Annotated in this window: 21 protein-coding genes and 1 tRNA gene; 9 read left to right on the top strand and 13 right to left on the bottom strand. The window is 54.9% G+C overall.

Features of this window, described 5'->3' with window-relative positions; genetic code table 11:
* Positions 1–106 precede the first annotated feature (106 nt).
* On the top strand, positions 107–406 hold the full coding sequence (locus tag RRF56_RS04510) for a P-II family nitrogen regulator (RefSeq protein ID WP_317036434.1): 300 nt from the start codon (positions 107–109) through the stop codon (positions 404–406).
* A 298-nt stretch (positions 407–704) separates the two neighbouring features.
* Here the strand turns inward: RRF56_RS04510 and RRF56_RS04505 are convergent, their stop codons facing one another.
* Complete coding sequence (locus RRF56_RS04505; RefSeq protein ID WP_317036433.1) at positions 705–1,097, bottom strand: YidH family protein; 393 nt, start codon at positions 1,095–1,097, stop codon at positions 705–707.
* Between the two features lie 77 nt (positions 1,098–1,174).
* Here RRF56_RS04505 and RRF56_RS04500 point away from each other — a divergent pair, with 77 nt between their 5' ends.
* Positions 1,175–1,606: a YidH family protein gene (locus tag RRF56_RS04500; RefSeq protein ID WP_317036432.1), complete on the top strand. Its 432-nt coding sequence runs from the start codon at positions 1,175–1,177 to the stop codon at positions 1,604–1,606.
* 92 nt (positions 1,607–1,698) lie between these two features.
* On the opposite strand, the gene RRF56_RS04495 is transcribed toward RRF56_RS04500, so the two are convergent.
* From RRF56_RS04495 to RRF56_RS04475, 5 genes are all read right to left on the bottom strand, one after another.
* The gene (locus RRF56_RS04495; protein ID WP_317036431.1) at positions 1,699–2,070 is read right to left on the bottom strand and encodes a YidH family protein; all 372 of its coding nucleotides are present in this window, start codon (positions 2,068–2,070) and stop codon (positions 1,699–1,701) included.
* A gap of 144 nt (positions 2,071–2,214) precedes the next feature.
* Positions 2,215–3,681, bottom strand: coding sequence for an MFS transporter (locus RRF56_RS04490; protein ID WP_317036430.1), 1,467 nt, complete (start codon positions 3,679–3,681; stop codon positions 2,215–2,217).
* Positions 3,682–4,165: 484 nt separating this feature from the next.
* A tRNA-Thr gene (locus RRF56_RS04485) sits at positions 4,166–4,237 on the bottom strand.
* Between the two features lie 141 nt (positions 4,238–4,378).
* Entirely contained in the window at positions 4,379–4,900 is a 522-nt protein-coding gene (locus RRF56_RS04480) for an NYN domain-containing protein (protein ID WP_317036429.1), read from the bottom strand.
* A 621-nt stretch (positions 4,901–5,521) separates the two neighbouring features.
* A complete protein-coding gene (locus RRF56_RS04475; protein WP_317036428.1) occupies positions 5,522–6,544 on the bottom strand; it encodes a DNA/RNA non-specific endonuclease in 1,023 nt (340 codons plus the stop codon).
* A gap of 402 nt (positions 6,545–6,946) precedes the next feature.
* Here RRF56_RS04475 and sodN point away from each other — a divergent pair, with 402 nt between their 5' ends.
* The 3 genes from sodN (at position 6,947) to RRF56_RS04460 (ending at position 9,047) form a co-directional block, all read left to right on the top strand.
* Positions 6,947–7,420 (top strand): superoxide dismutase, Ni, encoded by a 474-nt coding sequence (sodN, locus tag RRF56_RS04470; RefSeq protein WP_317036427.1) that lies wholly within the window; start codon positions 6,947–6,949, stop codon positions 7,418–7,420.
* Between the two features lie 108 nt (positions 7,421–7,528).
* Positions 7,529–7,903 carry a nickel-type superoxide dismutase maturation protease gene (sodX, locus tag RRF56_RS04465; protein ID WP_317036426.1) on the top strand — a complete coding sequence of 125 codons (375 nt, stop codon included), beginning with the start codon at positions 7,529–7,531 and terminating at the stop codon, positions 7,901–7,903.
* Positions 7,904–8,513: 610 nt separating this feature from the next.
* Positions 8,514–9,047 (top strand): DUF4149 domain-containing protein, encoded by a 534-nt coding sequence (locus tag RRF56_RS04460; RefSeq protein WP_317036425.1) that lies wholly within the window; start codon positions 8,514–8,516, stop codon positions 9,045–9,047.
* 183 nt (positions 9,048–9,230) lie between these two features.
* Here RRF56_RS04460 and RRF56_RS04455 read toward each other — a convergent pair whose 3' ends face one another.
* From RRF56_RS04455 to mdh, 3 genes are all read right to left on the bottom strand, one after another.
* Positions 9,231–10,211: a DnaJ C-terminal domain-containing protein gene (locus tag RRF56_RS04455; RefSeq protein WP_317036424.1), complete on the bottom strand. Its 981-nt coding sequence runs from the start codon at positions 10,209–10,211 to the stop codon at positions 9,231–9,233.
* 328 nt (positions 10,212–10,539) lie between these two features.
* A complete protein-coding gene (locus RRF56_RS04450; protein WP_317036423.1) occupies positions 10,540–11,892 on the bottom strand; it encodes a cytosine deaminase in 1,353 nt (450 codons plus the stop codon).
* Between the two features lie 126 nt (positions 11,893–12,018).
* Positions 12,019–12,984 (bottom strand): malate dehydrogenase, encoded by a 966-nt coding sequence (mdh, locus tag RRF56_RS04445; RefSeq protein ID WP_317036422.1) that lies wholly within the window; start codon positions 12,982–12,984, stop codon positions 12,019–12,021.
* A 327-nt stretch (positions 12,985–13,311) separates the two neighbouring features.
* Between mdh and RRF56_RS04440 the strand changes: the two genes are divergently transcribed.
* Positions 13,312–14,613, top strand: coding sequence for an EAL domain-containing protein (locus tag RRF56_RS04440; RefSeq protein WP_317036421.1), 1,302 nt, complete (start codon positions 13,312–13,314; stop codon positions 14,611–14,613).
* Positions 14,614–14,696: 83 nt separating this feature from the next.
* On the opposite strand, the gene RRF56_RS04435 is transcribed toward RRF56_RS04440, so the two are convergent.
* The 3 genes from RRF56_RS04435 to RRF56_RS04425 form a co-directional block, all read right to left on the bottom strand.
* Positions 14,697–15,212: a host attachment protein gene (locus RRF56_RS04435; RefSeq protein ID WP_317036420.1), complete on the bottom strand. Its 516-nt coding sequence runs from the start codon at positions 15,210–15,212 to the stop codon at positions 14,697–14,699.
* Between the two features lie 602 nt (positions 15,213–15,814).
* Entirely contained in the window at positions 15,815–16,684 is an 870-nt protein-coding gene (locus tag RRF56_RS04430; RefSeq protein ID WP_317036419.1) for a hypothetical protein, read from the bottom strand.
* A 100-nt stretch (positions 16,685–16,784) separates the two neighbouring features.
* Positions 16,785–17,024, bottom strand: a complete 240-nt coding sequence (locus RRF56_RS04425; RefSeq protein ID WP_317036418.1) for a helix-turn-helix transcriptional regulator — start codon at positions 17,022–17,024, stop codon at positions 16,785–16,787.
* 384 nt (positions 17,025–17,408) lie between these two features.
* Here RRF56_RS04425 and RRF56_RS04420 point away from each other — a divergent pair, with 384 nt between their 5' ends.
* From RRF56_RS04420 to RRF56_RS04410, 3 genes are all read left to right on the top strand, one after another.
* Positions 17,409–17,657 (top strand): hypothetical protein, encoded by a 249-nt coding sequence (locus tag RRF56_RS04420; RefSeq protein ID WP_317036417.1) that lies wholly within the window; start codon positions 17,409–17,411, stop codon positions 17,655–17,657.
* A 136-nt stretch (positions 17,658–17,793) separates the two neighbouring features.
* Positions 17,794–18,495, top strand: coding sequence for a DUF5671 domain-containing protein (locus RRF56_RS04415; protein ID WP_317036416.1), 702 nt, complete (start codon positions 17,794–17,796; stop codon positions 18,493–18,495).
* A complete protein-coding gene (locus RRF56_RS04410) occupies positions 18,488–18,940 on the top strand; it encodes a hypothetical protein (RefSeq protein ID WP_317036415.1) in 453 nt (150 codons plus the stop codon). Before RRF56_RS04415 ends, RRF56_RS04410 begins: the two co-directional genes overlap by 8 nt.
* 7 nt (positions 18,941–18,947) lie before the next feature.
* Here the strand turns inward: RRF56_RS04410 and RRF56_RS04405 are convergent, their stop codons facing one another.
* The gene (locus tag RRF56_RS04405; RefSeq protein WP_317036414.1) at positions 18,948–20,069 is read right to left on the bottom strand and encodes a DUF389 domain-containing protein; all 1,122 of its coding nucleotides are present in this window, start codon (positions 20,067–20,069) and stop codon (positions 18,948–18,950) included.
* Positions 20,070–20,081: the final 12 nt, after the last annotated feature.

Genomic DNA, 20,081 nt, shown 5'->3' with positions numbered 1-20,081 from the left:
ATTCGCCTCTTCAACAATATTTTCTGATCTTGGGCGTCGTATTTCTGGCTGAGGCTAGTTTTTAGAAAATCCATTTCAACACAACTTAGCCTGGAGGCTTTTAACTATGTCATCTTCTCTAACCAAAGGCACTCTCGTTACGATCATTGGTGAAGCTGTTCTGCAAAATCGGCTGATCAATCTACTCACCGAACTGCAAGTCTCGGGCTACACCCTGGTACCCGCCCAGGGCGCTGGCAGCCATGGTAGACGCATGGGTGATATTGCTGGCTATAACACCAATATTGAGCTTAAAACCCTAGTCTCCGCCGACCTCTCCAACCAGCTCATTGAAGCCTTAAAACCCTTTCAAGACACCCATGCCCTGATTGTCTTTCGCCAAACTGTAGAAGGCTTGTTTGATTGAAAACTGGGCTTGCGTCTCCTGTAGCAAGCTTAGTTTTCACCCCTGTCTCGGCCCGCAGTGGCTCTAATATCCAATCCGAGTTCCATACCCCCGAGACCAACCGGTTAACCCGTAGGGGCGTTGGCATAGCCTGGCCGGAGGCCTTACTGCCCTTCGCCCAGTAGAATCGGGGGTAGCCAAGTAGGATTGGGGAGCTGTGGAAGGTTTTGGCTCTCGTTACCACAATGCTGATGCCCAGAACAAACACCAACAGCGCGGCAAATAGGGTGTTGGCCAGGGGGAGGTGGAGAGATGAGGGTTAGGTCAGTAGGGGGCTGATCAGCACGCCGAGGAAGGCGATCGCCCCGAGTCCGGTGAGGATGTAGGCTACCACCAGGGCAGGGGATTGGCGGGATTGGTAAACCAGGTCGTTGCGCTGGATGCGTTTGAGTTGGCGTTGGTGGTCGAGGGCGGCAAACAGCATGGCAAAGGTGCCTAGAGCTACGAAGGACAGGCCCAAAATGCGCGACAGCCGTAGCGGGTTAACGGCATCGCCCAGGGCTTGGTAGATGGCGGCCACAATGCGTTCAATTCCAAAGCCAAACCCAATGAGCGCGAGGGATGTGCGAATCCAGGCCATTAGGGTGCGTTCTTCGGCGGCGCGGTTGCGTTCTTTGGCGAGTTCGGTGGCGGGGTTGTTGGGTGGGGTCATGGGGAATAGGGGGTAAGGGGGTAGGAGCAGACCGGTGGGTCTGCCCTCTATTCTCGGAACAAATGGGGATTATGATCATGCCACCCCAAAAAGCTGCGATCGCCATGACAGATTCAAGGCCTCAAAACCCGATTAATACGACTAATGAATTGGCGAAGGAACGCAATCGGGCGGCGGCGGAACGAACCATTAATGCCTGGTTGGGAATCTGCCTCAGTTTGATCGGTTTTGGGGTTGCCTTTGACCAAATTTTTCGCAGTTTGCGACGGCGATTTCCTAATCTGGAACCGGCCATCACCAAGGAGACAGCCACGCTGATTGGCATGGGATTTGTAGGGTTGGGGCTGGTGTTGTTGGGCATAGCGTTGATTCAACATCGGTTAGCCGTAAACAGTATTGAGCGGCCCGACTATTTGATGCTGTCGGTGGGGGCTTTGAACCGGGTGGTGGTAGTCGGCATTGTGATGTTGGGGCTAGCTGGTCTGGTAGCCACGCTGTTTTTGATTTAAAAGCACTTGATTCAGGATGACTGGCGGGGAAGCCCCTCTCCTCTGGTGGGCGGTACCCACCCGCCAACGGAATCATCGCAGCACCTCCAAGGTCATAGTTGTAGCCCCAACCAAAGGAAGGCCAGGGTGCCTACGACCAGCACCGCCAGGCCGGTCGTGCTCCCTAGGGCTGGACGGGGGGTATAGCGATACACCGGAGCCTGCAGCCGCTGCATTTCTCCTTGATAATCGCGGATGGCGAGGGCCAGGGTGACAACGCCCAGGCCCACCAACAGCAGGCTGAGGCCGTAGGCCCAAAGGTCGATAAAGCGTCCAGCCGGAGCAATGGCGCTGACCACTTGATCAATCCCTACCCCGAAGCCGATTAGGGTGAGACTGCTGCGCGCAAAGGATAGCAGGGAGCGATCGGCGGCCAGGTGGTTGCGATCGCGAGCAAGTTCGTCTTGGGGGTTAAAATCAGGCATCGGACCGATTAGGGCTGAGAAAAGTGGGATTTGGCATCATCTTGAGGAATTTCCGTCAATTCCGTGGGGCAGGCTAGCCAAATAGTAGGGAATAGTTGGAGGCGATCGCCCGTTCGCGCAACTCCAGTGGAGCCTCCATAGGGTTTAGCCGCCTTGGGAGGGTGGGGTGAGAGATAGCGATCGCTCCCAGTCCTGCACCGCCTCTAGGGATTGGCCCGTGGTTTCAATGCGGAAGCGGTAGGTAAGTGCTGCCGCCAGCCCACAGATCACCGCCAAGCCCATCAGTAAGGGCGAAATCCCCCAGGATTTGGCCGCAATGGGCAGCACAAAGGTGCCCAGCACCGCCCCCGCCTTGGCAAAGGCCGCCGCAAACCCGGCCCCCGTGGCCCGCAGGTGAGTCGGAAACACCTCTCCCGAGAGTAAAAAGGTGGTGGCATTGGGGCCAGCATTCATCATCAGGTTGAACACTACAAACCCAGCCAACACCAGCCCTGTTGCGGCCCCCTGATCTGGCGAGACTAACCCCGAAGCGGCCAGCAGCAGCAGCCCCACCGCCATGCCCCCAAAGCCGATGATTTGAAGGCGAATGCGCCCCAGGCGATCCACTAGGGCCACGGCACCGAGAAACCCGACGATCAAAAACACATCCACCAGCGCCGCCCCTTTGGCCGCATTCATCTCCTGCACCATGAAATTAGTTTCCGTAGACAGGGCCAGCATGGCGATAATGGCCGGGGTAAAAATGCCGATGCCGTAGGTGGCAATATCTTGCAAAAACCATGGCAGGGAGGCCAGCAGCGTACTGCGCCGATGGAGCGGGGTAAACAGCGTGGCCAGGGTTGTGGGCTCGGTCTCTGGGGGCGGTTCACCCTCAGCTGTAATGACGATCGCGTCTCCCAAAAGTTGGCTGGCGGCTGCCGAAGCCTTGTCATACTCACCCCGGCTAATGTAGTACCGTGGGCTTTCTAGCTGAACGCTCAGCCGCACCGCCGCCACTAGAACTGCCAAGAGTACCCCCACCCCTAGCATCCAGCGCCAGGCATACTGCACCGCCATGGGTTCCGGATCGGGATAGAACACCTGGTACAGAGATATGACCACCACTCCGGTCAGCGCCCCCAGCATGGCCCCCACCGCCTGAAAGGTAAAGGCTCCAATCACCAATCGCCCCCGGTAGCGGGCGGGGACATTTTCGGTGATGTAGGCGACGCTGATCGGGTAGTCGGCCCCGATCGCCACCCCTACCAGAAAGCGAAACGCAATCAGCGAAGCGACATTCCAGGCCAGGGCCGTGCCTGCCGTCGCCACCACAAACAGCAGCACATCGACAATTAGCATCGGTTTGCGCCCCACCCGGTCAGTAATTGGCCCCAGGGTGAGGGAACCCACCAGGGAACCCACCACCGCTGCCGTAGCCACCGCCCCCAGGGTGGTGGCATCCAGGCCAAAATCTCGCTTCAGGAAGGGAAGGGCGACCCCGATCACAAAAAAATCAAACCCGTCTAGAGCAATCAGCCCCGCCGAGAGCACCCAGAGCAACGCCATAGCGCGGGTCAGGGAGGCGTTATCCAACCGCTGTTCAAAGGAACCGGGAGATACCGTTGCGGTCATCGCTCAATAGTTCCTCAAATCAAAAACTCTACGAGTTTATCGCTCACGTCGAGGGGGCGTCTCGCAGCCTTGTGGATTAACAGCAATGTCAGCGCTCGGCAGACCGTGGCCCGCTAGCCCTGGGTCTGATACCAAATCCAACTCACAAAACCCCGATTCCCAAAAGGCCAACCCCTAGGGGCGCGTGGCATGCGTCCTGCTGAACCGGGGGTGGCTCACTACCGCCAGAGTTCACCCCCGCGCCCGCAACGGCAACGACTGAGCCCAACTCCAAACCTACCGCCCCGCCAACTCAATCTGTTGGCACCGTTGAGTCAGCGATCGCGGAGTAGACACAGAGCAAGGCTGAACTTGTAGTCGGATCAACTCAATCTTCGGGAAACGTTAGGCGGCAGATATTCTACCTAGCGGTTCCAAAGCGGCAGCAGCCTTGACCCAGATTTGGCCCCATTGTCAAATGGGCAAAATGCCTATTGCCACTAAAAGCCGATGGCGGGATTTGAACCCGCGACCGCTCGATTACGAATCGAGTGCTCTACCACTGAGCCACATCGGCAAGCAAGAGATATTCACAGTCAATTAGTATAGCAGCGCAGGGCGATCGCAGGACCGAGCCCTTTTCAACTTTGTTTGAAGAAAGGGCTCAAAACACCTGCCGGCTAAATCCTGTGGGGTTTGAGCTTGGCTGCTTAGCCCCTCAGTCTTTTTCAATGTATTTGCGGACGCTGTTGAGATCGATGTAGCGATCTGTGGCATTCCGCAGTTCGCGGGCAATCATCCCTTCCGTCGAGACCACTGTGATGTGGGTATTTTTCGATCGCAGTAGTTCAATGGCTCGTTCGAAGTCGCCATCCCCACTAAATAAAACCACTTCATCGTATTGATCGACCGTGTTAAACATGTCGATGGCAATTTCAATATCAAGGTTGGCTTTTTGGGAATATCGTCCTGAAGTATCGTCGTAGTATTCTTTGAGGATTTTAGTACGAACGGTATAGCCTAAGCTGATCAGGGCATCTCGAAAGCCTCGCTGGTCTTGGGGGTCTTTGAGGCCGGTATACCAAAAGGCATTGACTAGGGTAGCGCCTCCGTCTAATCCTAGGAAATACTCCAATACTCGTTTGGGGTCAAAAAACCAGCCATTTTTTTGCTGAGCATAGAACATATTATTGCCGTCTACAAATATAGACAGCCGCTTTAAACCGTACCTGTTAGACATAAAAAAACTAAGAGTAATTAAATTGATCAGTTTTCTATAGACATTTGAGATGAAGCTGGTTTCTTAACCCAAACCAGCCAACGAACTAATGATGAAGCAGACTAACCTCCTCAGGTAAGCATCAAGGGTAAGAGTTTAGCGGGTTCTCTTTGAAAAAGCTAGAGAGTGGCCTTAGCTAGCCGATGCTGCCTGACAACGCCTTGCCCTAAACACCACTAGCACCCGAGGCCAAGGATAAATGCAACAGCTGAAAACTGATGAGCGATCTAGGGGACGAGCTAGCCTTAGAGCTGATAGGAGCAATGTTTAGATCAGGGCTCTAGCCCGTGAACTCAGATGAACCTAATGTCAAAGGTAGGCCTAAGTAAGCTTAAGACTTAGCGGACAACATCAGCCAAAGACCATTGGATTAACCACAAAAATAGATGTCCCAGACTTTTATAGCTGTTTTAGTCAAAAATAAAATAATCAATTAACCCATACTTTAAATATCTGCTACCTCGCAAAATTTGAAATGGTAATCCACTAAATCAACTATCTTACATATTAAGAACCCAATAACATAGGGATCTCCTTGCCATTATAGGCGATCATCATCACTCCTGGAATGCAGTGTCTGAGCTACTGGCCAGCGTTCGCTTTTAGCGTAGTCTGGAGCGCTGGGGGCAGGTTTTCTAGAAAGGTGTAGCCCGTTGCTATCTCAATGCGCTGGATCGAGGTTTGATAATGACGCCAGTCTGACACCACTTGATTTGTGTTGGGCAGATCTACAGCAATGATTTGGGTGTCGCCACTGACCTCTAGGCTGCCATCGCTAAGCTGATCGTAGACCACCACGATTTTCCATAGACGCGAGGGGATGGCGATCGCCCGGTTGCCCACATCACCTTGGCTACCATAGGCCCCGGCAAAGACATGCAGGCTGCGATCGTATTGATAGACGAGCGATCGCCCGTATTCTTCCAGTTCTCGCCAGGGGCCACGGTTGTTTTCGGGGGCCTGGGGCATGATATTGGTCATTAAAAATGTGGCGGCGTTATCGGCCACGGTGCGGGTGCGATCGCCTGAGGGCACCACATGGCCACGATCGTAGCCACTGCCCCGGTAGTCGTTAGGGGTAACCTGATAAAATCCGGCGGGCAGTCCACCGTCGGGGCGAAAGTTGTCTTGACGCCCCACAGAGCCAAGCCAGGCGGCATCGACCTCCCAACTGGCCCAGTTCAACCCGTTGCGATCGCGGTTATAGCTGAGAACATACTGATCCCGCTGAATTAAGTAATTGTTGGGGTTGGTAGTAGCCGCCTGGCTAGGATTGCCCAGCGCCAGGTGCGGGTTAGTTGAGGCTGGCGCTGGCGGATCGGAGGGTGGCAGCACCGTGGGCAGTCGCTCACAGGCCTGACCATTGCCGTCACCATCGAGGCCGTAGGGGTCGCCTGCAAAGGCGTCTAGCACCGCTTGCGCCTGGGCCTGGGCGGCAAAATCGCCGCAGTTGCAGTCATCGTCGACGCAGGGGGGTAAGGTCGAGAGGTCGACAGGGGTGCGCCAACGAGTGACGAGCAGTAGATCACCACAGCCAGCCAGACCGAGGCCCAGGGCCAATAACGCGAGCGATCGCCGCCAAAAACGCAGTCGATAAACAGCCATAGCTCTCCAACCGGTAAAACAGCCCAGCAACTTAATCCGAAGTCGTACAAAAGTACTGCAAAGCAGGCGCGATCGCAACTCTCAAGCCGCTAGACCTGGAGTTATAGCCATAGTCACCGGGTTAGGACATCCAGAAACCGAATGTTCGAATGTTCAAACGTTCTTAGGAGAAATGTCTTAACCGGACTGGCTACAGCGATAAATCTGCCGACCAAAGCCAGGGCAAAGGTTGCGGAAGGGCTCAATAGCGTTAACAATGTGAAACGTGGCCCGACCAATCCCCCTGCCTGGCATAGGGATGCTTAATCCAGAGCGGGTGAGGGGGCAAGTGAGGCCAGAGGCCATAGAAATCGCGGAAAGTTTCGGTTTCAACGCTTTTACCCATTCACTACCAGGATGATTATGCTCAATCAAGCAATTGCCAAGCTACAGGCATGGTTCCCCGCTGCTGAGGTACACGCCCACTGCGATGGCCCCTGCGGCGTTTACGACCCGTCTTCGGCTCGGGTAGCCGCCGAAGCGGTGCTGTCAATGACCAAAAAACTAGTCGATCTAGAGCAGCCCACCAGCGGCGACAAGGCGGCTTCTGTGGCTTACCACAACACCTTTGCCCGCTTTACTGCCATTAAAGAAGAGCAGGCCCAAATCGCCAAAGACGAACTGCTGGTTCTCTGGACCGACTACTTTAAGCCTGTACACCTAGAGCAGTTCCCCGACCTGCACGACACCTTCTGGAAAGCCGCCAAGCTCTGCTCGGCCTGCAAAGTAGAGGTCAGCGTACAGCACGCGACCGAACTGATGGAAGCGGTGCAGAAGGTCCACACAATGTTTTGGGCTACCAAGAACCGCGATGTCTCTTGGTACACCGCTAGCTAGTTAAGCTTAGCTGGAGGAGAAGGGATAGAGCCATCCAAGCTTAGGTGGCTCTATCCCTTCTCCGTTTTGTACCTCAACGTTGTGGCTTAACGTTCCGGTTCGTTGCTAGTGAATCATGCTTTTGCCGTTACTCCGCCGTCGCAGTTGCGCCGCAGTCAGGTCACCGATGTAGTGCTGTGGCTACTGCGTCAGCGGCGGCGGTTGCGCGTAGTTGGCGAGTCCATGCTGCCTTTGCTAGAGGCGGGCAGCGAAGTTTTGATCGATCCCACCGCCTATCGTCAACAAGTACCCCAACCGGGAGACTTGGTGGTGGCCCGCCATCCCCGCCAACCAGAGCTATGGCTGATCAAATGGGTGGTGTATGTGGATGCTGACGGCTGTTTCTTAAAGGGGCTCAACGCAGCAGCCAGCACCGACAGCCGTGACTTTGGCCTGGTTGCCCAGACCAATATTTTGGGTCGGGTAGTCTGTCGATTTCCGTGAGAACAGCGAGGGTGGGTGAATGGTAGTCAAAGATAGCCATCGTCTTTGTATGGCCATAGTCACCTAGGTTAGAACATCCAAAACCTGCAGAACGTTTGAACGTTTGAACGTTCTAGAGATAAATGTCTTAACCAGACTGGCTACAGCTATACCACGGCCAACATTCCCAGCCTTAGGCGGTTTCCAGGAAAGAAGATACCAGCCTCAATCCAGTGACTGTAGCCGCTGTATGATGGGCACTGCCCACCCTTAAAGAAACCATTTTTCAAAAGTCCCTTAGCTTAGTGGGCATTGCTGAGAGACTCACCAATGCGGCTCCGCCCCAGGGAACAGAGGCGACTCAACCGGCGTTTATAACAGCACGTTACGATTTTTCTCGCGCTGATTCACCTAACTCTCCCTACACTGCCCCTAGAGCCCTATTCTGCAACGCTCTCAGCCTTTGTATCGCAACATTACAACGGCGAAAAAATAGCGTCGCTGAAAGAATAGTTCACACCAGTAGCCAGCAAAGTTAGCTAGGCTGAAATCATTGATAAATAAAGAACTCAGCTGAATAGCGAGTGCTTCATCCCGCTTCACTCATCATCATTTCACAAGGCATACATTGATGAATACCCTGTCTAACCCTGCCGCTGCTCGGCCCACCCGCTGGGTGGGAGCGGTTTTGTTTGCGCTGATGTTTTGGTTCAGCAGCAGTCTGCTGATGGATTTTGTCATTATGCCCGGTTTGTTTGTGGGGGGCATGATGAGCCAGCCTGACTTTGGCTCGACGGGCTACGCCATGTTTTGGGTGTTTAACCGTTTAGAACTACTGTGTGCCGGAGTCATTTTGACCGGGCTGTTGGTAGCTCGCCAGTCTCGCCCCCAGCGGCCTGTTGTCGCTAGCGGCCTACGCAGCCGCTGGGCCATGGAGCTAGGCCTAGGCCTACTGGCAGTGACCCTAGTGCTCACCTACGCCGTGGCCCCGGCCATGGGTGCCCTGGGCACCGCCCTAGACCCCTTTGCCACCACCCTTGAAGTGCCCGCCGCCATGAACCAAATGCACGGCCTCTACTTTGGCCTTGAAGCCCTAAAACTGCTGGGCTGCGGTGCCCTGCTGAGCCTACTCTACGGCGACCTCAGCCGGGCTGAGGAGATTTAAGCGCTCAGTCCTGTCTCGGCTAAGCCAGCCCTAGGATGCTTCTCTAAGGAAGCCCCTGGGGCTTTTTGTTGCTGGGTTCTATACTAAATCCTGTTTGGTTAACCCCCGGTTCGGCAGGGCGCATGCCATGCGCCCCTACGGTTGGCTGGTTGGATATTGGGGGTATGGAATTCGGATTCGGTATTAGAGATGGTTGTTGACCAAGCTTTGGCGGGGGCTAACGGTGCGGCTCTGGCGAATTTGCTCGTAGAGCTGACGCTCGCTGTCGCTGAGGCTAGCGGGTGGGGTGATCACAACTTTGATCAGCAGGTCGCCGCGATCGCCCTTGGGGCGAGGCCAGCCCTTCCCCCGCAGCCGCAGGCTCTGGCCCGAGCGAGTGCCTGCCGGTAGGTTCATAGTCACGCTGCCATCGGGGGTGGGCACATCAATTTTGCCGCCCAACACGGCTTCGTCGGGGGCAATGGGCACCTCAGCGGTGAGGCTATCGCCTTCTAGCTTAAAGAAGCTGTGAGTATCGAGCTGCACGACTAGATAAATATCGGCGGGCTGCTTGGTGTAAGGGTTGAGGGGGCCTTTGCCCTTGAGTCGAATTTTGCTGCCCTGTTTTGCCCCTGGGGGAATGCGCACCTCAACATTGTCATTGCCAATGCGTAGTCGCTTTTGGGCTCCGTGGAAGGCTTCACTAAAGGTGAGGCGAATGGAGGCCTCCTGATCAAAGGATTGACCGACACTGGGGTCATAGCCAAACCCTGCCCCGCTCGGCCCGCCTGCCGGGGTGCCGTAGGGGTAAGTGCGGCCACTGCCGCCAGAGGTGGCAAAGCGGCCCAGCAGTTCGTTGATAAACTCATCGAAGCTGCCATAGTTGCTAAAGTCAAAACCGCCCATGTCGCCCGGGCTACCGTAGGGGGTGCCGGCCCCAGCCCGGCTGGCCTGCTGCCAGTATTGCCCATACTGGTCATACTTCTTCCGCTTGTCGGGGTCAGAGAGCACCTCGTAGGCTTCACTGACCTCCTTAAACTTGGCCTCGGCGGTTTTGTCGTTGGGGTTAACGTCGGGGTGGTACTTGCGGGCTAGTTTGCGAAACGACTGCTTAATATCGTCGGCATCCGCGGTGCGGCTAACCCCCAACACGGCGTAATAGTCTTTAAAGCCCGTAGCAGCCATTCCCGTCCTCCTATAAACCTGCGCCTAATCTTGCTCTGCAGAGCGATTTTATTGTAGTCAACTCTGGCCCTGAGGGTCGCAGCGGGTGCGGCTAAAGCCAGGGCAGACAACGCTCAATCTAGTTGTGGCTCAAGCCTAGCAAACCTAGGGTTAGAGCGGGGTTCGGTTTTCCAGGTTGTTGGGGGTAAGGTTCCCCGCGGCTAAGTAGGAAGGCTCAATTAAATATAAACCCCGCGTAGGATGGGCAAAGCATCGCGTGCCCATCATCAGGGCGATGGGCACGGGTATGGCCCTTTGCCCCATCCTACGTTTAATTGCAACCACCGATTTAGCTTAGACCCATCAGGGCATCGAGTTCGGCGTAGTCGGGCGGGGTGGTGTCGATGGCGGTACCCTGGCGCAGCACCCTGCGATCGCCCTGGGGCCGCGACAGCAGCTCGCTAAAGCTGCGAGCTTTGAACAGAACTAAATCGGCGGGGCGACCTACCCCGATCAACCCAGCCTCTAGACCCATAATTTTTGCTGGGGTGCGGGTTACCGCCAGGGGCCAGTCGCCGATGGGGCGATCGAGCTGGCCAATACGAACCGAATGGGTAAACACCTCCACCATGTCGTGGTCGCCGTAGGCAAAAAAGGCATCGCGGCAGTTGTCGCTGGCTAGGGCGACGGCCACCTCAAACTGGCGCAGCTCGGGCAGTAGGGTAACCCCTCGGTAGCGGGGCATGGTGCCGGGCTGTCGGTCTTGCAGATAGAGATTGCACAGGGGTAGGCTGACGACGCTAATGTCGGCGGCTTTGAGCCGAGCGAGGGTAGATTGGGCGCGATCGCTGGCCTGTACCGACAGACTACAGCAGTGACCGCAGTTAACCCGGCCCCTAAACCCTCGCCGCAGCTTGGTTTCGGCTACGATGCGCAACCCCTCGGCCTCGGGGTCAAGGCTCTCATCGACATGAAAGTCGAGGTCTAGCCCCCGAGCTTCAGCCAGGGCAAAGGCGCGATCGATCTGGGCTTCAATACCGGGTTGGGGGTAGATTACGCCGCCTAGAATACCGCCGTAGCGGGCAACGGTATCGGCCAAGGTCTCGGCGGCGGGGTCATCGTAGTAGTCCATCGACACCAGGGACACGGCTTGGAGGGCAATTTTGCCTGCCCACTCCTGCCGCAGCCGATCAAACACCGCAAAGCTAATGTCGGCCTGCCCATTGAGGGCATCTAAATGGGTGCGCACCGCCTGGGTGCCGTGGGCATAGCTACACCGCAGCCCAAAGTCCATGCGAGGGTAGAGGTCGGCGGCGCTCCAGTGGCGCTGGTCGGCGCTGGCGGCCGCTAGGGCTGAGTCAAAGGTGCCGTCGGGGTTGGGGTGGCGAAACCAGGTTTGGCCTTTGTCAAGGTGGGTATGGCAGTCGACAAAGCAGGGCCATACTAGACCCTGGCGCAGGTCCCAGGCCGGTTGCGCTGGGTTCAGGGCCTGACTGGCGGGCACAATCGCCGCAATGCGTCCATGCTCAATTTCTATATGGGCAGCCACTAGATCTTCGGAAACGGGTGGGGCGGCTAAGGCTGCGATCGCCGTCTTCCAGGGCACCGAGTCATCTAAGCAGACCAGGGGCAATCGGGCGTTTTTTAGCCAGTAGTGATCGGCAGAATAACGCAAGAACTCGGGCAAGGCAGTGGAGGTCATGGGGTTTAGATCAACAGGTGTTTAGGGTAACTCAGGTTGAGCCTCAGGCTCCCTAGATGGGTTAGGCACATTACCCCCTGGCCCAGAGCCAAAGCTAAGCCCCTAGCCGTGGCTAAATGGCATAGATCACGATTCTAAGAGCGCCAGGGCCTGCTGCAGCTGCTCTTTAACCGCCGCTGCCGATCGCTCTAGGGCCGCCTGCTCTGTCGGGGTAAGCGACAGTTCTAGAATTGCTTCAATGCCGGTCTGGCCTAGACGACAGGGCACTCCCAGACAGAGATCTTCTAGGCCGTACTGGCCCGTGAGGTGGGCAGCCAGGGGCAAAATTCGCCGCTGATTGCGCAAGATGGCCTCGACCATCACACAGGCAGAAGAGGCTGGGGCATAGTAAGCCCCTCCCTGCTTGAGCAGTTGCACAATTTCAGCGCCACCGTTGCGAGTGCGATCGATTAACGCCTGCAAGCGGGAGGCCGGCATCAGCTCAGCCACCGGAATGCCGCTGACGGTGGTGTAGCTGGGCAGAGGCACCATCAGGTCGCCGTGGCCACCCAACACCATCGCCGAGACATCCTGGGGAGGCACCCCCAACTCCCAGGCAATGAAGGTTTGGAACCGGGCCGAGTCGAGCACCCCGGCCATGCCCATGACCTGCTGAGGCGGCAAGCCGCTAACCCGCCAGGCTAAGTAAGTCATCACATCGAGCGGATTGGTAACTACAATTACGCTGGCCCCAGGTGATACGGCCAGCGCCTGGCGCAGAGTATCGACCACAATCTTGCCGTTGACCTGGGTAAGGTCGTCGCGGGTCATGCCGGGGCGGCGGGGCAGCCCAGCGGTAATTACCACAATGTCTGAGTTGGCGGTGTCTTGGTAGTCGTTGGTGCCCACAATGGTGCGGTTGTGGCCCTCGCTGCCCGCCGCCTGGGAGAGGTCAAGGGCTACCCCCTGGGGGCGCCCAGCCACAATATCGACCAGCACGACATCGGCCAGGTTACGTTCGAGCAAGCGCTGGGCTAATGTGCTACCCACGTTGCCAGCCCCGACTACGGTGACCTGGCTAGAACGGCGGGGCAGAGGCAAGGCATTGGTCATGGCGGTACGGGGTCTAGGTGGGTGCTTTGGGTGCCCTTAGCCTACCAGGGAACCTGGATCAGGCCGAGCGATATTGCCGATCGCCGGTTAAGTGCTAGACAATTCAGCCTTAAGCTGTTGTGATATAGATCACAGCGAGGTGTGACAGCTCTACGATAATCCTGTGATTGACTACAACTTTTCACAATAAACACTGACACTTCATAGTTGGTCTATGAACGACCTCAGATAAATAAGGGATGCTAGAGTAAGGCTCCCAAACTTGTTCCTGTTATGAAAAAAGTCACGGCTTTATCCAGTTCTTTACCCTCTGGGGTACCGGCCACTATGGAAACCAACCCAACGGTTAATGAGCACAATGCCCTAATAACCGATATTGCTGTATTTCCAGATTGTAATACTCGTCTTTTTAATGCTGGTGAAACTATTTTTTCAGAGGGCAATTCTGCCGATAAAGCCTATATCATTGAGTCTGGCTATGTCGAAATTTTTGTTGGCACCGGCCATGATTCTCTTCAACTCAATGTGTTAGGTCCCGGCGATTTTTTTGGAGAGATGGGCATTATTGATGCCTCGACTCGCTCTGCCTCGGCCAAGGCCATTGGCCCCTGCCGTTGCATTGTGGTGTCAGCCGCCCAGGTGGCAGAGCGCATTGAGTCATCATCGCCCATGGTGCGGTTGCTCCTTGCGGTGTCCCTTCACCGCAATCGTGCCTACAACGCCTATCTCAAGACCTTGACCAATCCCCATATTGGCTTGCCCAGACCAGCTGTACCTGAGACGGCCTACGTGAGAAGCCAGCAGTACCAGCAAATTTTAGACGACATTAAGCTAGAGTCGGACCTACAAAGTGCGGTGCGGAATGACGAACTCTCGCTGGTGTATCAGCCCCTTTTAGATTTAAACACGCGCAAAATTGTTGGGTTCGAATCGCTGCTACGATGGCCCTGCCCCCAACGCGGTATGGTGGCCCCTCAACAGTTCGTTGCCTTGGCCGAAGAGACCTCGCTAATTTTGCCCATGGGCGACTGGATTTTAGAGCATTCCTGCGCCGATCTGCGTCACTTTCAACATCAGTTTGATTACTTAGGTTTAGAGCACAGCGACTTTTTTATTAGTATCAATATTTCAGCTAGACAGTTTCAACAGGCCAATTTCTTTGATCGACTTCTGGCCTGTACCCACCGCCATGGAGTAAATGCCCAACAGATTAAGTTAGAGGTCACAGAGCGGATCTTTTTAAACGAGATTGAGGCCATTGATGCGATCGGAAAATGCCGCGCCGCTGGCTTTGAGGTCTCGCTCGACGATTTTGGCACGGGCTACTCTAGCCTCAATTACCTAGAGCGCTGTGAGATTGACTGTTTGAAAATTGATCGATCGTTTATTCACAAGCTGTGCACCAGCGATCGCGCCAAAATCTTGGTCGGCTCAATTATCGACATTGCCCACCAGCTAGGCTTACCCACCGTGGCCGAGGGCATAGAAACCCCGGCCCAGATGGCGACCCTGCAAACTATGGGCTGCGACATTGGCCAGGGCTTTTTGTTTAGCCACCCCCTACCGCTGGCCGAGGCCTTGGCTCTGGTCAGTCAACCCCTGGCCTTAGGTGGCTTTGATCAGGCCTAGCTATCGCAAAGATTGAGTCTCAGCTCAATCTGCTATAGCCAGCGATATAGACCGTTCCCGTCTACAGAGGCAGGAGACTTGGCTCAGCGCTGGGGCGTTCGCCCAACGGCTAGGGCTACCTGGCGGGTAGGCAGCACCCCTCGTTGGGCCAAGTATTCCTGTAGCTGGCGGGGTTTCATCCAGCACAGGTCTTTGGCTAGTTCTTGCACCTGGTGAGATCGCCCATAGGTGCCCGCCGCGCATTCGCGCAAAAGACCCAAAATTTGGGGCTCTGCCACCAGCACTAGGGTGTTTAGATCGTAGTGGACCATGAGATGGTCTATCTGAGCCCCAATGGCCAGGGCAAAGCGGCGTTCAAACTCAACCAAGTGATTGCTCCGGTGATCGTCGTAGCTGTGGCCACGGCTGCCGTTCCCCCGATTGCGACCGGTTTTGGTGTTGGCCCACAGATCTTGCCCGGCCATTTCAATGGCGGGGTTGAGCAATTCACCGCGCTCCATCAAATCGGGGCCAGATTCTAGCTCCGGTGCCGCTAGGGGTTCTAAGCTGAAGAAGCAAGCCCTGGCACCATCGACTACGGCTACGAGAAAGCGAGTCATAGAATCTCCCATTGCTATGGATGTGCTATCGATCCTAACAAGCTGGCGATCGCTCTGGCAGGACACCCATAAAGGTTAATTTCTATTCAAAAAGGGTTAAAAAGCGGTGCTACAAGGGTGGCTGTCGGTGATTGTCAATGCCGTTTGGTGTTGATTTGAGTGGTGTTTTACGACTGAATGTAACGTCGAAGTTTTGCCATGGAGGGTAACCCAGGTCATTCTGAACGCTTTTGTCGGCCCAGGGCCTTAGGAAACAACCCATGGTTAACCCGGATTCCCGTAAAAACGGAAATGCCTGCCGCTAGAGCCATAGCCGATATCTTTAGGACGTTTGGTTTGCAATGATCCCTATCTGTCATTCCTGTGGCAATGGGAATCTATTTGAGGTGCATCTGGGGGCATAACCTTATATCGCCGATGGGGCCACAACCTTACAGCGCGTGACACACTGCAATGCCCCTACAGGGATGTGTTGGCGATCGCGACAATCGACCGCCTGGGGCGATCGTCCCTCTAGTCTTCAGCCACATCTAGGTCGTAGTTTCAAAGGTCGGTTGGGTGGCACGGTAGTAGAGCCCAATGTTCTGCGCTCTAGACAAAAATTAATGCAGCCGAAATACAGAACGAGACAGACTCTTTCCGAAAACAGACTCTCCGGCATCATCAGGCCAATGAACGATTCCCAGATACTTCTCCCCAACCCCATCAAGGAAAGCGTTGTATTTTCCAAATGGAAAGTTCTGGCAGATAATTGCAAAAATGACAAAGGGAAGAAGACAAACAATCAAAAAATACAAAGTGTAGAAATTGAAAAATATAGAGTCAACTACGAAGACGGGGAAATTATTGATAAAAAATTTAGAAACCCTCATGAAGTTAGAATGCAACAAAATAGAAGTAAGCAAAGGAATATAGATCCATACTATTCTTGCTAGTGAAATCACTAAAGAACTCCCAGGCTGTTTTCTGATGGGTTCATCAAAAGATCCTATTATTGAGCCTTTTAGATCTGTCAGGCCTGAGTGAAAAACTTGAATCACGGCTTTGTCGCCGCGAGAAAGATATTCAAAGCTTAGTAGAAGTTCATTGCTAGATTTCAACCTCATCTTGATTTGATTTCTTTCTTCAGAATGAGACAGCAAAGCCTTATCAATAAATTCCCCATGATATAAACACAGTCTAATAGGATCCCCTTCAGCTAAATCACTCTTTCTTATTACTTCCTTTCCATCATTCCAGATTAGTATCAGAGACACTGAAAGGTTTTTGATTTCTTTGTCTTTATACAATATTTTTAGCTCATTAATTTGATATTGAAAATCTTTTATGAGATGCACGGTTTTAATGTCATAGGCCAGTGCTTTTCTTTTTTGTGAATTTTCAATAGTTAAAAACGTTGCAATGAGGCCAATAATTCCTAAGAGAGAGCCAACCCATCCTTGATTAAGAAGCTCTAGTAATTGGTTTATCACAATTTTTGAGTCAAGAGACTATGATTTATACTTTAGCCTTCAATTTGGCTAGAGGATAGTTACTATTTTATGAATCCTTTCATTCCAATAACAATTTATATTAACCTGATGGCCCAAACTCATCAGGTAAATCCTCGATCGCAACCCCCAATTCCCTACACAGTGCCTTCACCTGCGGAATCGTCGGCCTTGGCGTAGCTTCTCCAGTCTCCCAGCGCACATAGGTTCGCAGCGGTATTCCACAGCGGCGAGACAACTCTTCCTGCGTCAGGCCTAGGCGGTCTCTCAGTTGCTTCAGGGCTGACTCTGGCTTGGGCTCTTTTGGGCTGCTTTCTGGCATGTCGAGACATTTCGCCACGACAACAAAACATCTTGACTAAGACAAAATGACATGTCACGATGGCATATAAGTTTTGCGGCTGATTCGTTAGCTCAGTTTCTCACCTTGCAAGGGGATTTTTCTCCCTTTGTTGGCTTCTTGCAGCAAAAGATCCCAGGGTTTTGCAAAAACCCTGGGATCTGGATCCCATCTCGTGGGGGTTTCGCACCCTTCGTGGAGATTCTTGCAGCAAAAGATCCCAGGGTTTTGCAAAAACCCTGGGATCTGGATCCTATCTTGCGGAGGGTTTCGCACCCTTCGTGGAGATGCTTGCGGCAAAAGACCTCCGAGTTTTGCAAAAACTCGGAGGTCTGGATCCCTTTCGTCCCTTATTTACCGATCGCCATGTCGGACTTCATCCCCAACAGCGAAATTTACAGCCAGCCCCCTTCCGACAACCCACCCGGCCCAGAGCCCATTGACCCACGCGAACCCGTGCGCGTCATGCTGATCGGCACCGCCAGCGGCATGGAACTCGTCATCGCCCATCTCCACAGCATCGGCTTTGCCGAACCCCGTGCCTGGAGCAAGCCCCAGCTTGATCCCATCACCGGCCAACCTATCCGCATACTCACCAAATGGATTCGCCGCTGAGCAGGGCAAACACCGCTTTCCCTAAGCATTCTGGCTATAACCAGGCGAATCTATGCGTTTTTGGGTTTTATAGGCCAGTTAAACAGGTGGATCGCTGAGTATAGTGAGGTCATTCGCCGCGTATTACCGTAGGCCCATGAGTACAGACCTTCCCGCACCCCCCGATCGCCGCAGTGAGCTAGTGCAGTTCATTTTGCTGGCGCGCGATCGCGGCACCTCCGACGAGTTCATTAGCAAACTCTTGCGCGACTACGGCTGGCCCTCCCGCGAGGTCGAGCGGGCCTTTTTTGAAGTTTACGAAGGGCTGCTGGGTCGCCCGCTGCCCACACCCCAGGGCGCATCAGCCGAACTGGCGCGCGATGCGTTTTTTTATCTGCTGGCATTTGTCACCCTGGGCATTTGGCTGCAAGCCCTGGGAGAGATGGCGTTTATCTTTATCAACCATCTCATTCCCGACCGTTTGAACAACTACTACAACGACCCGTCGTGGCAGGTGGCCTTTGCTTTGGCTCGCCTGATCGTGGCCTATCCGGTGTATCTGGGGCTAATGCGGCAGATCAACTACGACCTGGCAGCCCACCGCGAAAAGTATTTTTCGGGGGTGCGCAAATGGTTGACGTATCTCACGCTGCTAATCGCCACCATCATTGCCATTGGCGCGGTGATTGCGTTTTTGACCTCGTTTTTGCGGGGCGAGCTGACGCCGCGCTTTTTGCTCAAGGTGCTGGTGGTGCTGGTGCTCGATGGCGGCGTGCTGTGGTACTACTTCGACTGGATTCGGCGCAAGCCTGCCCCTAAGGTTCTCCGGTTAAACCAAGAGAGTTTGGCCCATGAATAGCGAACGTGTGAGTCACAAGACCTTTGATCGAATGTTTACTGGGGCGGCTACGGTGGCGGTAGGGCTAGCGATCGCCGCTGGGTTTTGGGTGCTGGGCACGCCAGGACGGCAGCGCGACATTGCCGCCGATCGCCAGCGATTGCAGGATGTGGCCGCGATCGCCCAGCGCCTTCACGACCGCTACCTAGCGGAGACCAACAGCTTTGAGCTGCCCACGACTCTAGATCCAAACGAACTGAGGAATGACCCGCTGACCAACCAGCCCTACGAGTATGAGCGGCTGGGCGATCGCACCTTTGAACTGTGCGCCACCTTCGACACCGACAGCAGCACCCACCGGCTGAGAAATACCAACTTCAACCCCGACGCCGCCCGTTGGCAGCATCCCCAGGGGCGGCACTGCTTTGAGTTTGAGGTGACCGAGTACCCGGACTTAGCCAATTAAGGCAGCCCTACTCGACCACATCGGTCTCATCGGGTGGGCTACTGGTGACCGCTGCCACCTGGCTAACCAAAAAAACGAGCCGATAGTCGCGCCCCATCTCCCGCGCCAAAAATTCTTCTAATAGCTGTACTTGCGTCGGCGACACCGGCTCTGAGGCCCGTACCGTGAGCGAGATTTCTGGCGGAGTGGTTAGCCAGTTGGTGCTCATATCCACCAGCGTCAGGCGTTGAAAGGTGACGGTGCGATCGAGCAGGGCCGTTCTGACGTTGGCTTCGAGTTGGTTTTGCTGAAGCAGCCGCAGGGTACTTGCTCCCAACGGCAGCACCAGCAAGGCCGTAAACATCAGGGTAATGCCCAGGGGGCGGCGAGCCTGGTGCATCATCGAATAGCCAAACAGAACAAAGGCCACCATGCAGGCCAGGGTAATACCAAACAGGTTGGTCATGTAGAGCAGCAGCGCTCCCAGGCTCAGCTCTAGATTGCCCTGGCCCAGCCATAGGCCAACTACGCAAATCGGCGGCATCAAGGCCACGGCGATCGCCGTACCTGCCACGGTACCTGCGATTTTTGGTTCAACCTTGGCCACCCCAGCCAGCGCCCCAGCCGCCACGGCAATGCCTAGATCTAGCAGCGTTGGCTGAGTGCGGGCCATCACCTCACTGCCAAACTGCACCACCCCGGTCAACCTGCCTAGCGTTGCCGAAATCGTCACCGACAACACCGAGCCGACGATCAGGGCCAAAATGCTCGATCGCATCAATACCCGGTCGGCCTCAATGATGCCAAAGGCGGCCCCCCGAATCGGCAACATCAGCGGGGCAATCAGCATTGCGCCGATAATCACGGCAGTACTGTTGGCCAGCAAACCCAGCGTCGCAATAATGCAAGACCCCACCACCAGCACCAGGTAGTGCCAGCTTAGCTGAGATTCTTCTAGCAGATCGTGCCGCAGTCGACTGAGATCACCCGCCGCTACCACCCGCCGCAGGGGGGCAGCGGTTTGCTCAATCCAGGCCGCAGTGGTCAGCAGTGTATCCCACAGCCACACCTGGGCCATGAGACAGCAGCGGTAGGCCTGTTGCTTGAGTAGCTGTGCCCACCGTTGTAGCTTCGATGAGTTAAATTTCAAAGCTCAGACCTC

The organism is Nodosilinea sp. E11 (assembly GCF_032813545.1).
Taxonomy (GTDB): domain Bacteria; phylum Cyanobacteriota; class Cyanobacteriia; order Phormidesmidales; family Phormidesmidaceae; genus Nodosilinea.
Note: the sequence above shows the minus strand (reverse complement) of the source record. Positions and strands in the feature narration are given on the sequence as shown.

Excerpts from the sequence above, each read along its gene's own strand:
- RRF56_RS04510 (WP_317036434.1), top strand. The coding sequence starts at position 107 with ATGTCATCTTCTCTAACCAAAGGCACTCTCGTTACGATCATTGGTGAA.
- RRF56_RS04505 (WP_317036433.1), bottom strand. The coding sequence starts at position 1,097 with ATGACCCCACCCAACAACCCCGCCACCGAACTCGCCAAAGAACGCAAC.
- RRF56_RS04500 (WP_317036432.1), top strand. The coding sequence starts at position 1,175 with ATGCCACCCCAAAAAGCTGCGATCGCCATGACAGATTCAAGGCCTCAA.
- RRF56_RS04495 (WP_317036431.1), bottom strand. The coding sequence starts at position 2,070 with ATGCCTGATTTTAACCCCCAAGACGAACTTGCTCGCGATCGCAACCAC.
- RRF56_RS04490 (WP_317036430.1), bottom strand. The coding sequence starts at position 3,681 with ATGACCGCAACGGTATCTCCCGGTTCCTTTGAACAGCGGTTGGATAAC.
- RRF56_RS04480 (WP_317036429.1), bottom strand. The coding sequence starts at position 4,900 with ATGTCTAACAGGTACGGTTTAAAGCGGCTGTCTATATTTGTAGACGGC.
- RRF56_RS04475 (WP_317036428.1), bottom strand. The coding sequence starts at position 6,544 with ATGGCTGTTTATCGACTGCGTTTTTGGCGGCGATCGCTCGCGTTATTG.
- sodN (WP_317036427.1), top strand. The coding sequence starts at position 6,947 with ATGCTCAATCAAGCAATTGCCAAGCTACAGGCATGGTTCCCCGCTGCT.
- RRF56_RS04460 (WP_317036425.1), top strand. The coding sequence starts at position 8,514 with ATGAATACCCTGTCTAACCCTGCCGCTGCTCGGCCCACCCGCTGGGTG.
- RRF56_RS04455 (WP_317036424.1), bottom strand. The coding sequence starts at position 10,211 with ATGGCTGCTACGGGCTTTAAAGACTATTACGCCGTGTTGGGGGTTAGC.
- RRF56_RS04450 (WP_317036423.1), bottom strand. The coding sequence starts at position 11,892 with ATGACCTCCACTGCCTTGCCCGAGTTCTTGCGTTATTCTGCCGATCAC.
- mdh (WP_317036422.1), bottom strand. The coding sequence starts at position 12,984 with ATGACCAATGCCTTGCCTCTGCCCCGCCGTTCTAGCCAGGTCACCGTA.
- RRF56_RS04440 (WP_317036421.1), top strand. The coding sequence starts at position 13,312 with ATGGAAACCAACCCAACGGTTAATGAGCACAATGCCCTAATAACCGAT.
- RRF56_RS04435 (WP_317036420.1), bottom strand. The coding sequence starts at position 15,212 with ATGACTCGCTTTCTCGTAGCCGTAGTCGATGGTGCCAGGGCTTGCTTC.
- RRF56_RS04425 (WP_317036418.1), bottom strand. The coding sequence starts at position 17,024 with ATGCCAGAAAGCAGCCCAAAAGAGCCCAAGCCAGAGTCAGCCCTGAAG.
- RRF56_RS04420 (WP_317036417.1), top strand. The coding sequence starts at position 17,409 with ATGTCGGACTTCATCCCCAACAGCGAAATTTACAGCCAGCCCCCTTCC.
- RRF56_RS04415 (WP_317036416.1), top strand. The coding sequence starts at position 17,794 with ATGAGTACAGACCTTCCCGCACCCCCCGATCGCCGCAGTGAGCTAGTG.
- RRF56_RS04410 (WP_317036415.1), top strand. The coding sequence starts at position 18,488 with ATGAATAGCGAACGTGTGAGTCACAAGACCTTTGATCGAATGTTTACT.